Annotated in this window: 12 protein-coding genes, 1 riboswitch and 2 other annotated features; of the genes, 11 read left to right on the top strand and 1 reads right to left on the bottom strand. The window is 39.1% G+C overall.

Annotation, left to right across the window (positions count from 1 at the left end; genetic code table 11):
- The first annotated feature begins 212 nt into the window (after positions 1-212).
- The 9 genes from ACIQZG_RS01670 to ACIQZG_RS01630 all read left to right on the top strand — a co-directional run bounded on the left by ACIQZG_RS01670 (position 213) and on the right by ACIQZG_RS01630 (position 11,295).
- The gene (locus tag ACIQZG_RS01670; protein WP_402753414.1) at positions 213-794 is read left to right on the top strand and encodes a fatty acid metabolism transcriptional regulator FadR; all 582 of its coding nucleotides are present in this window, start codon (positions 213-215) and stop codon (positions 792-794) included.
- A 14-nt stretch (positions 795-808) separates the two neighbouring features.
- Positions 809-1,582 carry an enoyl-CoA hydratase gene (locus ACIQZG_RS01665; RefSeq protein WP_402753413.1) on the top strand — a complete coding sequence of 258 codons (774 nt, stop codon included), beginning with the start codon at positions 809-811 and terminating at the stop codon, positions 1,580-1,582.
- A 110-nt stretch (positions 1,583-1,692) separates the two neighbouring features.
- Positions 1,693-2,466 carry an electron transfer flavoprotein subunit beta/FixA family protein gene (locus tag ACIQZG_RS01660; RefSeq protein ID WP_402753412.1) on the top strand — a complete coding sequence of 258 codons (774 nt, stop codon included), beginning with the start codon at positions 1,693-1,695 and terminating at the stop codon, positions 2,464-2,466.
- 83 nt (positions 2,467-2,549) lie between these two features.
- Positions 2,550-3,527 carry an electron transfer flavoprotein subunit alpha/FixB family protein gene (locus ACIQZG_RS01655; protein ID WP_402753411.1) on the top strand — a complete coding sequence of 326 codons (978 nt, stop codon included), beginning with the start codon at positions 2,550-2,552 and terminating at the stop codon, positions 3,525-3,527.
- A 442-nt stretch (positions 3,528-3,969) separates the two neighbouring features.
- Positions 3,970-4,204 (top strand) — a binding site (T-box leader).
- A gap of 108 nt (positions 4,205-4,312) precedes the next feature.
- Positions 4,313-4,547, top strand: a binding site (T-box leader).
- A gap of 57 nt (positions 4,548-4,604) precedes the next feature.
- The gene (locus tag ACIQZG_RS01650; RefSeq protein ID WP_402753410.1) at positions 4,605-5,963 is read left to right on the top strand and encodes an amino acid permease; all 1,359 of its coding nucleotides are present in this window, start codon (positions 4,605-4,607) and stop codon (positions 5,961-5,963) included.
- 132 nt (positions 5,964-6,095) lie between these two features.
- Positions 6,096-6,407 (top strand): thioredoxin, encoded by a 312-nt coding sequence (gene trxA / locus ACIQZG_RS01645; protein ID WP_402753409.1) that lies wholly within the window; start codon positions 6,096-6,098, stop codon positions 6,405-6,407.
- Between the two features lie 93 nt (positions 6,408-6,500).
- A complete protein-coding gene (gene uvrC / locus ACIQZG_RS01640) occupies positions 6,501-8,291 on the top strand; it encodes an excinuclease ABC subunit UvrC (protein ID WP_402753408.1) in 1,791 nt (596 codons plus the stop codon).
- 50 nt (positions 8,292-8,341) lie between these two features.
- Positions 8,342-8,520, top strand: a riboswitch (Lysine riboswitch).
- Positions 8,521-8,624: 104 nt separating this feature from the next.
- Positions 8,625-9,851 (top strand): aspartate kinase, encoded by a 1,227-nt coding sequence (locus tag ACIQZG_RS01635; protein WP_402753407.1) that lies wholly within the window; start codon positions 8,625-8,627, stop codon positions 9,849-9,851.
- A 187-nt stretch (positions 9,852-10,038) separates the two neighbouring features.
- A complete protein-coding gene (locus ACIQZG_RS01630; protein WP_402753406.1) occupies positions 10,039-11,295 on the top strand; it encodes a methyl-accepting chemotaxis protein in 1,257 nt (418 codons plus the stop codon).
- 52 nt (positions 11,296-11,347) lie between these two features.
- Here the strand turns inward: ACIQZG_RS01630 and ACIQZG_RS01625 are convergent, their stop codons facing one another.
- Positions 11,348-11,782 (bottom strand): YslB family protein, encoded by a 435-nt coding sequence (locus ACIQZG_RS01625; protein ID WP_402753405.1) that lies wholly within the window; start codon positions 11,780-11,782, stop codon positions 11,348-11,350.
- Between the two features lie 271 nt (positions 11,783-12,053).
- On the opposite strand from ACIQZG_RS01625, the gene ACIQZG_RS01620 reads away from it, so the two are divergent.
- On the top strand, positions 12,054-12,671 hold the full coding sequence (locus ACIQZG_RS01620; RefSeq protein WP_402753404.1) for a succinate dehydrogenase cytochrome b558 subunit: 618 nt from the start codon (positions 12,054-12,056) through the stop codon (positions 12,669-12,671).
- A 59-nt stretch (positions 12,672-12,730) separates the two neighbouring features.
- Positions 12,731-14,476: a succinate dehydrogenase flavoprotein subunit gene (gene sdhA, locus ACIQZG_RS01615; protein ID WP_402753403.1), complete on the top strand. Its 1,746-nt coding sequence runs from the start codon at positions 12,731-12,733 to the stop codon at positions 14,474-14,476.
- Positions 14,477-14,480: the final 4 nt, after the last annotated feature.

Here is a 14,480-nt window from a genome sequence, read left to right as displayed (position 1 = left end):
CGTAATAAAGTATTGACAAGTCATAATGTTAAATATAATATGAAAATATGAATGAGCATTCATATTTTCATATTTTTAATTTCTAGGTAATCACGCTACATCCTTGAGGTCGTTTTAATTCTTTGGATGAAAGTGATGGGGTGACTTTCATTTTGGGTTTTTCATTGGCTGTAGAACGTGCTTACGTTTTTTTCCTAGGTGGTGATATAAAAATGAAACGAGATAAGCCTAAATATAAGCAAATTATTGATGCAGCTGTAATCGTTATTGCAGAAAATGGCTATCACCAAGCGCAAGTATCGAAAATTGCTAAACAGGCGGGAGTAGCTGACGGAACGATCTATTTATATTTTAAAAATAAAGAAGATATTTTAATTTCTGTCTTTAATGAAAAAATGGCTGTTTTTGTAGAGTCATTACAAGATATAATAGAAAATGGAAGTACGTCTCAGGACAAACTTTCTCGAATGATTGAAAATCATTTTAATGTTCTGGTAACAGATCGATACTTAGCAACCGTCACACAATTAGAACTTCGACAATCCAACAAGGCATTGCGTTTGAAGATTAATGCAGTATTAAGAGAATACTTAAAACTGCTCGATCAAATTTTAATTGAAGGTATGCTTTCTGGTGAGTTTAACCAGACGATGGACGTAAGGCTGGCCCGTCAAATGGTGTTTGGAACAATCGATGAAATGATTACTTCTTGGGTGATGAATGATTATCGATACGATCTACTAGAGCAAGTTCCGAAAGTTCAAGACCTAATCTTGAACGGCATTAAAGCATAAGGAGATGTGGAGAAATGGAGTTTCTAAAGTGGAAAGTAGAAGAAGGGGTAGCAATCGTTACCATTGCACGTCCACCGGCTAATGCATTATCAGGTGGATTGATTGCAGAAATCAACGAATTACTAGATGCAGTAGAAAACGACGATGCTGTTCGAGTACTTGTACTTCATGGCGAGGGACGTTTCTTCTCAGCTGGTGCAGACATTAAGGAGTTTACAGATGTTGCAACTGGGGAAGAGTTTGCTAAGCTTTCAAACCATGGACAAGTAGTATTTGAACGTGTAGAAACGTTCCCTAAACCAGTTATTGCAGCCATTCATGGTGCCGCACTTGGTGGTGGACTTGAACTTGCTATGAGTTGTCATATGCGCTTTGTAACAGAGAAAGCCAAATTAGGCTTACCTGAATTACAATTAGGAATTATTCCAGGTTTCGGTGGCACACAGCGTTTACCTCGATATGTGGGAGTTGCAAAAGCAGCTGAAATGATGTTTACAAGTGACCCAATTTCGGGTATAGAAGCTGTACAATGGGGACTTGCAAACCGTGCGTTTGCAGAGGAGACATTACTGGAAGAGACATTGAAACTGGCGAAGAAAATTGCGAAGAAAAGTCCAATTGCTCTTAAAACAACAATTGAAACACTTCAATATGCAAAACCAGCTTCATTCCATGAAGGAATCCAAGCAGAAGCTGCATCCTTTGGTACTGTGTTCGTGACAGAAGATGCAAAAGAAGGTATCCAAGCGTTTATAGAAAAACGCGAACCTGTATTTACCGGCAAATAGTTATACATCAGTGACGTTGGCATAAAGAAAAGGGGTTCACCGACACTGAATATATATAATATTTACAAGTTTACTTAGAAATTAAAAAACGTTTCAGGAGGTATGGATATATGAACATTTTTGCATTAATTAAACGTACATTTGATACTGAAGAGAAGATCGTTGTGTCGGGTGGTAAAATTCAAGAGGATGGTGCTGAATTCATCATCAACCCATACGATGAGTATGCAATTGAAGAAGCAATTCAAGTGCGTGACGCTGAAGGCGGTAAAGTAACGGTTGTCACAATTGGTGGCGAAGATGCTGAAAAACAACTGCGTACAGCGCTAGCAATGGGTGCTGACGAAGCGGTTCTTATTAATACAGAAGACGACTTAGATGAGTTAGATCAAAATGCTGTTGCTTTCATTTTAGCAGAGTATTTAAAAGATAAAGAGGCTGACCTAATCTTAACTGGTAACGTTGCTATTGATGGCGGTTCTGGTCAAGTAGGGCCACGCGTTGCTGACCTATTAGGCATCAACTACGTAACAACAATTACAAATCTTGAAATCGATGGATCATCTGCGAAAATCGTACGCGATATCGAAGGTGATTCAGAAGTAATCGAAACAGCTTTACCACTTTTAGTAACGGCTCAACAAGGTCTAAACGAGCCTCGTTACCCATCTTTGCCAGGTATCATGAAAGCGAAGAAGAAACCGCTTGCTGAGCTTGAATTAGATGATTTAGATATCGATGAAGATGATGTAGAAGTAAAAATCGAAACGATCGACATTTACTTACCAGCTCAAAAAGCTGCAGGTCGCGTATTAGAGGGCGATCTTTCTGCTCAAGTAAAAGAGCTAGTGAATTTACTTCACACAGAAGCGAAAGTAGTTTAATACAGCTGCAATTTCGCTTTTTCGTAAATGATAGGAATCATCGACTTTAATTGAATTTAAGAGGGTAACGGAGGGAATATACTATGTCAAAAAAAGTATTAGTATTAGGTGAAGTTCGTGAAGGAAGCTTACGTAACGTTTCTTTTGAAGCAATCGCAGCAGCTAAACAAATTGCTGATGGTGGCGAAGTTGTAGGTGTACTTTTAGGGGATGCAGTTTCAAGCCTTGCTGGACCATTATTTGAATATGGTGCTGATCGTGTTGTAACAGTGGAACACCCACATTTAAAAGACTATACATCTGATGGTTATGGCCAAGCTTTATTAGCTGTTATTGAACAAGAAAATCCACAAGGACTTGTCTTTGGTCATACAGCGAATGGTAAAGATTTATCTCCGAAAATCGCAAGTAAATTACAATCTGGTTTAATTTCAGATGTAACGTCTATCGAAGGATCTGGTGATGATGCTGTTTTCATCCGTCCAATCTACTCTGGTAAAGCTTTCGAAAAGGTAAAAGTAAAAGACGGCATTGTGTTTGTAACAATTCGTCCAAATAACATTGCACCTTTAGAAAAAGCGACAGGTAAATCAGGTGATTTATCTGCAATCACTGTAGACATTACGAACCTACGTACAATTATTAAAGAAGTTGTACGCAAAGCTTCAGAAGGTGTTGATCTTTCGGAGGCAAAAGTGGTTATTGCTGGTGGACGTGGCGTGAAGTCTGAAGAAGGCTTTGAGCCATTAAAAGAACTAGCGAACTTATTAGGTGGAGCGGTTGGTGCTTCACGAGGTGCGTGTGATGCAGAATATTGTGATTACTCATTACAAATTGGTCAAACAGGTAAAGTAGTAACACCTGACCTTTATATCGCAGCGGGTATTTCGGGAGCAATCCAGCACGTAGCGGGTATGTCAAACTCAAAAGTAATCGTAGCGATTAACAAAGATCCAGAAGCGAATATCTTCAAAGTTGCAGACTACGGTATCGTAGGCGATTTATTTGAAGTAATTCCCCTTCTAATTCAAGAGTTCAAAGCATTAAAAGTAAATGCATAATTTTTAATGGCAGGGAGGATTTATCTTCCCTGTTTTTTTTATGGCTTATCACCATAACAAGGGGTTGATTTCCGTTCCGCCAGCGTGCTTTGCCGCTGACGCTTCGCTTTCGCGCAGAGCAAGAGCTTCCTGGGGGCGTCCGATAAGCGGCTTCACTGGTTGCTGACGCTTTGCTTTCGCAACAAAACACAGTTTCGCTACGCTCGTTCCAGAGGCTTATCTGTGACGCTAATCCCCAAGGAGTCACGCTGGCTCCACTCCAATCAACAAACGCTTTATTTAATATGTCAGCCCCACCTTTTGCTGATGAACCTTTTTAATGCAAAGAAAACCAGGCCTCACTGCGAATGGATTTGCTATTTTAAAATAAAGTGTTGACATTGAGAATGTAAGTCGGTATAGTGATGGATATTAACTAAAAGTTTTTGAATATAATTTATTTTGAAACGCAAAGATTAGGAGCAGTAAAAGCTCATTATTTGGTGAAGAGAGCTGCGGGTTGGTGCAACGCAGTCCAATAATACTTTGAACTTGCCTATGAGTGGTAAAGCAAATAAGATTAACTGACTATTTTATTTGTTTTGACGATTAACCTTCGTTACCAGGTTTTTAAGCAGGGTTCATAAAGAACCAATAAGAGTGGTACCGCGGTTTGCTAAAGGCATATCGTCTCTTTTTTCATTGGATGATGAAGGAAGAGACGATATGCTTTTTTTAATTTAGGAGGTGAAGAAAGGGTTCGTAAAGTGATGGATATTAATTAGAACGCTATAACTATAGTTTTAGGAAACGCAAAGATTAGGAGTAGTAAAAGCTCATTATTTGGTGAAGAGAGCTGCGGGTTGGTGCAACGCAGTCCAATAATACTTTGAACTTACCTATGAGTGGTAAAGCAAATAAGATTAACTGACTATTTTGTTTGTTTTGACGATTAACCTTCGTTACCAGGTTTTTAAGTAGGGTTCATGAAGAACCAATAAGAGTGGTACCGCGGTTTGCTTAAGGCATATCGTCTCTTTTTTCATCGGATGATGAAGGCAGAGACGATATGCCCTTTTTAATTTAGGAGGTAAGGAAATGGAAAAAGACAACCAGAAATTACAGAGAACAATGACTTCAAGGCATATTACAATGATGGCATTAGGTGGTGCCATTGGTGCAGGATTATTTAAAGGAAGCAGTGCAGCCATTGACATGGCAGGTCCAGCAGTACTGATTGCGTACTTATTAGGTGGGGTAATCTTGCTATTCGTTATGCAAGGTTTAGCTGAAATGGCAGTCCGCAATAGTGATGCAAGAACATTTAGAGATTTAGTACAATCGATTCTAGGCAAATATCCCGCTTATTTTTTAGATTGGATTTATTGGAAGATGTGGGTTTTAAATATTGCAGCTGAATCAGTGGTTGCGGCGATTTTCCTTCAATATTGGTTGCCGGAATATCCAATTTGGATACTTGCATTATCTGTTTCCCTATTGGTTACAGTAATTAATTTATTATCCGTGAAAGTATTTGCAGAAACGGAGTATTGGCTTGCGTTTATTAAAATTACCGTTATTGTAGTATTTATCTTAGCAGGGTTCATTTTATTACTTTTCACATTTGGTGATCATACAGCTGTTGGTTTTTCAAACTTAACGGAGCATGGTGGTTTCTTACCGAATGGCCCAACAGGCTTAATTGCCGCAATGCTTGTAGTAATCTATTCTTACGGAGGCACTGAAATTATTGGTATTACGTTAGCAGAAACAAAAAATCCTGAAAAAGTAGTGCCGAAAGCTGTTCGCAGTACATTGCTACGAATCATCGCATTCTATTTAGTACCATTCTTTATTATTGTTAGCTTAATTCCGTGGAATGAAGTAAATGGAGTAGCGGAGAGCCCGTTTGTAATGGTGTTTAAAATGATAGGAATTCCTGGTGCAGACCATATTATGAATGCAGTTGTAATACTTGCGATTATTTCATCAATGAACTCAGGATTATACGGCTCATCACGTGTGCTGTACACACAAGCTGTGGATGGCCGTGTTCCTAAAATGTTCGCGCATTTATCGAAAAAGAGAGTTCCTGTATATGCGATATTGATGTGTACGATAGCTTTATATATGGGCGTAATTATTTCTTTATTTGCTGGTAGTAAAACGTTTGATTTCCTAATGGGTTCACTAGGGTATACCGTATTATTTATTTGGTTAATCATTGCGATTGCACATTTGAAATCGCGGAAGATACAACCAGAAAAAACAAGTGCCTATGCGGTGAAATGGTACCCGTATACAACTTGGATAGCTATTATTGCGTTAGTAGCAATCTTAATCGGCATTATTTTCACGACGTCGATTATTATCACAGGAATTACATTAGCCATTTATATTTTTATTACATTAACGTATGTATATAGCGGGCGTCATCATCAAAATGAGGAGAAATAGTAAGTTATCAAAGCGTCTTTTCGACAGTTTCCTCAGATAAAGGATAAAATATACAATCCAGGCAGATTGTTCGCTCAAGTTATTTTGAACATGCTATACTACAGATATAGTTAGTTTTAAGGAGGATTTCAAATGGCAATTGTACATGCAACAGACGCGAATTTCCAAGAAGAAGTTAAAGAAGGTTTAGTGTTAGTTGATTTCTGGGCTACTTGGTGTGGACCATGTAAAATGATCGCGCCAGTTCTAGAAGAACTTGACGCTGCAGGTAGTGCTGCTAAAATCGTGAAAGTAGACGTGGATAATAACCAAGGTACTGCTGCACAATATCAAATTATGTCGATTCCATCATTATTATTATTCAAAGATGGCGAAGTAATCGACAAAACAGTTGGTTTCCAACCAAAAGAAGCGTTAGAAGCTTTCATCGCAAAACACGCTTAATATTCTAGATATTTCCGAGCCAGGCCATCTAAGGATGTGCTTGGCTTTTTTACATTGTATAATAGTAGGAAATATGAAGGAGGCAGGTAGGCGATGAATGATTTAATCAAACGTAAGCTTGAAATATTACCAGATCAGCCTGGCTGCTATTTGATGAAGGACAGGCAAGGCACTATTATTTATGTCGGTAAAGCCAAGGTGCTCAAAAATCGTGTACGCTCGTATTTTACTGGCACACATGAGGGGAAAACACAACGACTTGTCAGTGAAATTGAGGACTTTGAATATATTGTCACATCGTCTAATATAGAAGCACTTATTCTAGAGCTGAATCTCATTAAATTACATGATCCGAAGTATAACATCATGTTAACGGATGATAAAACGTACCCGTATTTAAAAATTACGAATGAAAAATATCCACGTTTGATCACAACTCGTAAAGTCAAAAAAGATAAGGCGAAATATTTCGGGCCCTATCCAAATGCCTATGCAGCGAGTGAAACGAAAAAATTGCTCGACCGTTTATATCCGCTTCGCAAATGTGTGCAGCTACCGTCAAAGGTTTGCTTATATTATCATATGGGGCAATGCTTAGCGCCTTGTGTGAAGGACATTGAGCAGCAAGTGTTTACGGATATGATAGAGGAAATGACGAAGTTTTTAAATGGCGGTGTCGAGACAGTAAAAAAAGAACTTGAAGAGAAAATGCTTGCAGCTGCGGAAAACTTGGAGTTTGAACGAGCAAAGGAATTTCGTGACCAAATCACCCATATCGAGACAGTAATGCAGAAACAGAAAATTGTTTCTAGCGATACGACGAACCGTGATGTATTTGGCTATGCAGTTGAAAAAGGTTGGATGTGTGTGCAAGTATTTTTTGTTCGTCAAGGTAAACTTATCGAACGTGACGTTTCTATTTTCCCGATTTACAGAGATGCGGAGGAAGAGTTTTTAACGTTTGTCGGTCGATTTTATGAAAAGCCGGAGCACATCAAGCCAAAAGAAATCTTCGTTCCGCAGGCAATTGATGAAGCTATATTAACAGAATTACTTGAGGTAAAGGTACTAACACCAAAGCGTGGGCAGAAAAAAGAGCTTGTCGATTTAGCAACTAAAAATGCAGAAATCGCGGTAATGGCGAAATTCCAACTCATTGAGCGACAAGAAGAACGCACTATTGGCGCTTGTGAGGCACTAGGTGAGGCGATGGGGATTGCTACGCCGTTACGTATTGAAGCATTTGATAATAGCCATATGCATGGAACGGATGCTGTGTCGGCAATGGTCGTTTTTATTGATGGTAAGCCAGCCAAGAAGGAATATCGTAAATACAAAACACGAACTGCTGCCAAACATGATGATTACGGAGCAATGCAAGAAGTTATTCGCCGTCGTTATACACGTGTGCTTAAAGAAAATCTACCACTGCCAGATTTAGTGCTAGTTGATGGTGGGAAAGGGCAAATAGAAGTTGCTCGGGAAGTATTAGAAGATGAACTCGGTTTATCGATTCCAATTGCCGGTTTAGCAAAAGACGATAAGCATAATACGTCTCAACTATTATTTGGTGAGCCACCTGAGGTTATTGCATTGAAAAGAACAAGTGATGGATTTTATTTACTGCAACGTATTCAAGATGAGGTGCATCGATTTGCCATTACGTTTTTACGCCAGCAACATGAAAAGCATGCTATTCAGTCTGTACTTGATGAGATTGAAGGTGTTGGACCAAAGCGCAAACAACAGCTACTCAAACATTTTGGCTCGGTCAAGAAAATCCGTGAAGCTAGTGAGCTTGAGCTTCAAGAAGCAGGTATGCCTGTTAACCTAGCAAGTAACATATATGCGTATTTTCAGCAGGAAGCATTGTCAAAGGAATAGACATGTGCTAAGGTAAGGTCAATTAAATAATTTAAATAGTCACTATTTTTAGTGATGATAGAGGTGCAAGATTCAATAGTAGCTCATTAGAGGATGAACAAATCCGTTGATAATGTGTGAAAGGGGAGCTTGCCGAAGTAGGACATCGTTGTTTCCGATGTCGTGCTGGTTTTGCATTTAAGAGATGTAAGACTGTCGAATCTTTACGTTTCGGAGAGCTATCACACATGAGCAAGCTTTTTATTTGTACATGTTGCAGGCAGCTATTCACGCTATGTGAAGGCTGCCTTTTTTTCGTTCAAACGAATCAATAATATGGAGGAGGAATGGCAGATGGGAAGTATCGTATTGAAATTTGGTGGGCCAGCGACGGCATCAACGGAACGTATACAAGAAGTAGCGAAAAAAGTAATTGCTGAAAAAAATCGTGGTTTTGATGTTGTTGTGGTGACAGCGGCAATGGGACGTACGACAAAGGATTTAACAAGAATGGCGAGAGAGTTATCAGATGATGTGTCGAAGCGTGAGCTAGATGTATTGTTATCAACTAGCTCACAATTAACGAGTGCGTTATTTGCGATGGCACTCATGGAATCAGGCTATGATGCTGTGTCATTAACAGGTTGGCAAGCTGGCGTGCAGACGGATGCTGTTCATCATAATGCACGCATTGAAAACATTGATGTAAAAAGAATTGAAGAACATTTTATTCAAGGCAAAATTGTAGTTGTTGCCGGTGAACAAGGGATTGATGAAGAGCAGAATATTACGACGCTTGGGAAGGGCGGAGCTGAAACGACGGCGATTGCGATTGCCGCGGCCCTTAAATCTGAACGAGTAGATATTTATACGAATGTAGATGGTGTGTATACAGCTGACCCAAGCTACATACCAGCCGCACAAAAATTAAAAGAAATTTCTTATGATGAAATGTTAGAGCTGTCCAATCTAGGCTCGCATATTTTACATCCACGGGCTGTGGAGCTAGCGAAAAAATTCCAAATGCCTGTAATTATTCGCTCAAGTGTAATGGACGTAGAAGGTACTATATTAAAGGAGGAAGTTGAAATGGAGAAAAACTTAATAGTACGTGGGGTGGCCTTTGAATCAGATATTATCCGTTTGACGGTTGGATATGATGCCTATTCTGACGCTTCTTTAGCGGATATGTTTACGACACTTGCAGAAAACCACATTAATGTCGATATCATTGTACAAGCAATTATTGATGGCGTAAAACCGTCTGTGTCATTTTCAATTATGAAAGACGAATTTGCAGAAACTCTACGCGTGCTTGAGGATAGTAAATTATCGCTAGGTTTTAGTTTTGCTGATTTTGAAGTAGGTTTATCGAAAGTATCTATTATCGGCTCAGGAATGGCATCGAATCCTGGGGTTGCAGCCCGCATGTTCGATCGTTTACGCCGTGAAGACATTCCTGTAAAGATGGTGAGTACATCAGAAATTAAAGTATCTGTCGTTGTGCTACAAGATGATATGATTCGTGCTGCAAATGCATTACATGAGGAATTCAATTTAGAAGAAGCGCTACATGCATAACGTTAAAGCTATTATTTCCTCAAACGGAATAATAGCTTTTTATATTTGAAAAATTCGTGAAATACTAAATTTTACGATAAAAAAATAGTTTGTCCATTTTTGTTGGGCTATAATGACAATATGTATCATTTTGGAAGAACGTAGAATAAATATTCAGCAGCTAAGAAATTATTATAGGAGGGATAGTGTGGCGTTATTTAGCGTGTTTCATAAACCTGTGCAAGAAGCAGTAGAGAGTAATCATAATGAAGAGTTACAACTATTGAAAAGACGAGTATTGGAATTAGAAATCGATCAAGAAATAGTCGATATTAAAAATGCTATTTTAGACTTTGTATTAGCCCATATGGAATTAATTAATTTTCAAACGGCCTTAAAAGTTCTTGATGTATCTCGTAGTGTAGGCGATATTTCGGCGATGAGTGAAGAAATGTCATCGAATTCAGAGGAAATGCTGGCAGTTGAACAAAACGTCAATCGTAACATTCAGCAAATCAAAAGCCATTCCATCCAGCTAGTTGAAGAAATGGAAGCTTCAATTGCTAAAGGGGAAACCGTTCAAAAATTATTAGGGAATGGGGCTAGCTCCACCGAGGATTTGAAAAATGAACTCAACAAAATGAATACTATAGGTTTGAGTGTGACAAGTATTGCCGATCAAACTCAACTCCTGTCATTAAATGCATCGATTGAAGCGGCACGAGCGGGCGAGCATGGCAAGGGCTTTAGTGTTGTCGCAATGGAAGTGGGGAAACTAGCGAGTAGCTCAAAAGATTCATTAGCGGGGATGACGTCAATTCGCCAAATAATCGATGAAAAAACAAATCATACGACAGAGAATATAAAGCAAGTCGAACATTATTTTGTGGATTATTTAAGTAGTATGAAGCAAAATATTTCAAATCTAGCAGAAATGAGTAAGAATATTGAAGAAGCTGCTTACGGTATTCAACAAATGACTGAAGCCTCTGAAGAGAATGTCATAGCAGTGGATCGTTTAGCACAAACGACAACAACACTATCTCATACAAGTGACTTTACGAATGTGATCAAAAGTCAAGTGGATGAAATGTTAAACGCCATTGCTCCGACGATTAAAAAACCAACTGAACAAACTGTTGTAAGTCAGTTGGCAGCAAGACTCATTGATCACGCCAATTTCCTGCGTCATACAATGCAGCAAGCTGGACGTAAATCTACGATAAAAACACATCACCAATGCGCACTCGGGCAATGGTATTATACTCATTTGGACCAGTACAATCATTTACGAGAATATCGCAACATCGAGGAACCACATGCAAAAGTGCATTTATCAGCACAGAACTTAGTAAATGAGCTGTCGATGATAAATTTAGAAGAAATGATTCAACACTCACTACATATTTTAGAGGCATTTATTTCGCTATTCGATGTACTATTAGCGGAAAGAAAGTTACAGTGACAATAAAAAGGAGTGACACTTTCCAATTTGGCCAGTTTCACTCCTTTTTTGTTTACTTGTCGGGAATTGTATTTAAGATGCGCTCTTTGACATCCCATTTGACTGTGAAGTTGACGAATTGTTGTTTATCGCGCTTTTCGTCATAACACTCCGTTAAATAGCCTTGAATATGCTGGATTTGCTCTGCTATAAAACCAGCTTCAAGTCTAAAACTACGATTGTTAATTTGTAAAAACTGTGGGTCGTTCGTTAAATGAAAGATACGGCCATCCCTAGATTCTTTGACGATTGTTAGCGTTCCCCAGCTTGCATCATTGAAAAATGCGATAATTTCCTCTTGACTTTTGCAAGGGAATTTACGAGCAAGCTCTTTTCCTGCCCAATAAAGGACGTCATCTTCATGTTTTCCTAGTATAGAAGATAGAACATGATCACGAATTAATTCATAACCAAAGGAAGAGATTGTATTTACTGGATTGTTTAACATAGAAAGCCTACTTTCTTAGAATTTTCATATAATTCCACTGATATTAACTAATGAATGTTTTTTCGAGCGAAAAATAAGCATAAAGAACCGTATTTCTCATTTAATGAGGTACGCGAAAAAAGCCAAGTTACCTTGACGCTTGTTGCTCTTGAGAGTACAATAAACATGTCATAATATTGTACCATGATGAAATACACAGTCAATGAACTATCATTTACAAAATGGTGACTCTTTAATTGTGATATTTTAAGTACTAAGGGGGGTAACAGTCTTGTCGAAAGATCGAGAGTTTTTATGGCGACGCTTACATTCTCTACTTGGCGTGATTCCAGTAGGTCTGTTCCTAGTGTTCCACTTGTCATTGAATTTCACTGCTGTAGGTGGTGAAGAGGCTTACAATGATGCAACGGGGGTAATGGAATTAGTTCCACATTCTCTATTGTTGCTAATGGAATGGGTAATTATTTATATTCCATTAATGTTCCATGCATTCTATGGTGTGTTCATCGCATTCACAGCTACACCAAATACGGGTCGTTTTAGTACATACCGTAACTGGATGTTCTCATTACAACGTTTTACTGGTGTATTCCTAGTGATTTTCGTTGCATGGCATATCTTCCAAACGCGTATTCAAAAAGCGCTTGGAGCTGACGTAGACTTCAATATGATGGAAGAAATCGTTTCTAATCCATTCATGCTTGGATTCTATATCGTTGGTATTTTATCAGCAACGTTCCACTTAACAAACGGTTTATGGGCATTCCTAGTAAGCTGGGGTATTACACAATCTCCTCAGTCTCAAAAGATTGCTACATATGTAACTAACATTCTTTTCGTAATTTTAAGTGTAGTTGGTGTGGCTGCTATTTTAGCTTTCGTAGTATAAAAGCAAAGTTAGCAACTTATGCAATCATTGTAATTTTTAAAGAGGAGTGAGAAATAATCATGGCGAAAAGCAAAGTAATTGTTGTCGGCGGCGGTTTAGCTGGTCTGATGGCAACGATTAAAGCAGCTGAAGTTGGTACTGAAGTTGATTTATTCTCATTAGTTCCTGTAAAACGCTCACACTCTGTTTGTGCGCAGGGCGGAATTAATGGTGCAGTAAATACTAAAGGTGAAGGGGATTCTCCTTGGATTCACTTTGACGATACAGTTTATGGTGGGGACTTCTTAGCGAACCAACCACCAGTTAAGGGTATGTGTGATGCAGCCCCTGGTATTATCCACTTAATGGACCGTATGGGTGTAATGTTCAACCGTACGCCAGAAGGTCTACTTGACTTCCGTCGCTTCGGTGGTACGTTAATGCACCGTACAGCATTCTCGGGTGCAACAACTGGTCAACAATTACTATACGCACTAGATGAGCAAGTTCGTTCTCACGAAGTAGCTGGTTTAGTAAGTAAGTACGAGCACTGGGAATTCCTTGGTGTAGTTATCGATCCAGACGGCGTTTGTCGTGGTATCGTAGCGCAAGATATGCGTACAGAAGAGATTAAGTCATTCCGCGCGGATGCTGTTATTATGGCAACTGGTGGCCCTGGTATCATCTTCGGTAAAACAACAAACTCTGTTATTAACACAGGTTCTGCTGCTTCTATCGTTTACCAACAAGGTGCTTCTTACGCGAATGGTGAGTTCATTCAAATTCACCCAACTGCGATTCCTGGAGACGACAAAAACCGTCTAATGTCAGAATCTGCTCGTGGTGAAGGTGGACGTATTTGGACATACAAAGACGGTAAGCCTTGGTACTTCCTTGAAGAGAAATACCCTGCATATGGTAACCTTGTACCACGTGATATCGCAACACGTGAAATTTTCGATGTCTGCGTAAACCAAAAACTTGGTATCAACGGCGAAAACATGGTATACCTAGATCTTTCTCACAAAGATCCGCATGAATTAGATATTAAATTAGGTGGAATTATCGAAATCTACGAAAAGTTCGTAGGTGATGATCCGCGTAAATTACCAATGAAAATCTTCCCAGCAGTTCACTATTCAATGGGTGGATTATGGGTAGATTACAACCAAATGACTGAAATTCCTGGATTATTTGCAGCAGGTGAATGTGATTACTCACAACACGGTGCTAACCGTCTAGGAGCTAACTCATTATTATCTGCTATTTATGGCGGTATGGTTGCCGGCCCTAATGCAGTAGATTATGTTAAAACACTTAAAAAGCATGCAGAAGATACTCCACAAGAAGTCTTCGATGCTCGCGTGAAAGAAGAGCAAGAAAAATGGGATGCTATCATGAAGATGGATGGCACAGAAAATGCTTACCTTCTACACAAAGAACTTGGCGAGTGGATGACAGACAACATGACAGTTGTTCGTCATAACGACCGTCTTGAAAAAACATATGCTAAATTAAATGAATTACAAGAGCGTTGGGAAAACATCAATATCTATGATACGCAAAAATGGAGTAACCAAGGTGCTCACTTTACGCGTCAGTTGAAAAACATGTTATACCTTGCAAAAGTAATGACAAAAGGTGCTTTATTACGTGATGAATCTCGTGGTGCACACTACAAACCAGATTTCCCAGAACGTGATGATGAGCAATTCTTAAAAACAACGATGGCGAAATTCGATCCAGCTACTGGTGAGCCAACAATCACTTACCAAGAAGTTGACGTATCATTAATCCCACCACGTAAACGTGATTACTCTGCTTAAGGAG

Source organism: Lysinibacillus sp. NPDC096418, from assembly GCF_044762775.1.
Classification (GTDB): domain Bacteria; phylum Bacillota; class Bacilli; order Bacillales_A; family Planococcaceae; genus Lysinibacillus.
This window is presented reverse-complemented; position numbering and strand designations above follow the sequence as displayed.

Bases quoted from the DNA above. Each gene is read 5' to 3' on its own strand.
- ACIQZG_RS01670 (WP_402753414.1), top strand. From the start codon at position 213: ATGAAACGAGATAAGCCTAAATATAAGCAAATTATTGATGCAGCTGTA.
- ACIQZG_RS01635 (WP_402753407.1), top strand. From the start codon at position 8,625: ATGGGAAGTATCGTATTGAAATTTGGTGGGCCAGCGACGGCATCAACG.
- trxA (WP_402753409.1), top strand. From the start codon at position 6,096: ATGGCAATTGTACATGCAACAGACGCGAATTTCCAAGAAGAAGTTAAA.
- ACIQZG_RS01665 (WP_402753413.1), top strand. From the start codon at position 809: ATGGAGTTTCTAAAGTGGAAAGTAGAAGAAGGGGTAGCAATCGTTACC.
- uvrC (WP_402753408.1), top strand. From the start codon at position 6,501: ATGAATGATTTAATCAAACGTAAGCTTGAAATATTACCAGATCAGCCT.
- ACIQZG_RS01650 (WP_402753410.1), top strand. From the start codon at position 4,605: ATGGAAAAAGACAACCAGAAATTACAGAGAACAATGACTTCAAGGCAT.
- ACIQZG_RS01655 (WP_402753411.1), top strand. From the start codon at position 2,550: ATGTCAAAAAAAGTATTAGTATTAGGTGAAGTTCGTGAAGGAAGCTTA.
- sdhA (WP_402753403.1), top strand. From the start codon at position 12,731: ATGGCGAAAAGCAAAGTAATTGTTGTCGGCGGCGGTTTAGCTGGTCTG.
- ACIQZG_RS01625 (WP_402753405.1), bottom strand. From the start codon at position 11,782: ATGTTAAACAATCCAGTAAATACAATCTCTTCCTTTGGTTATGAATTA.
- ACIQZG_RS01660 (WP_402753412.1), top strand. From the start codon at position 1,693: ATGAACATTTTTGCATTAATTAAACGTACATTTGATACTGAAGAGAAG.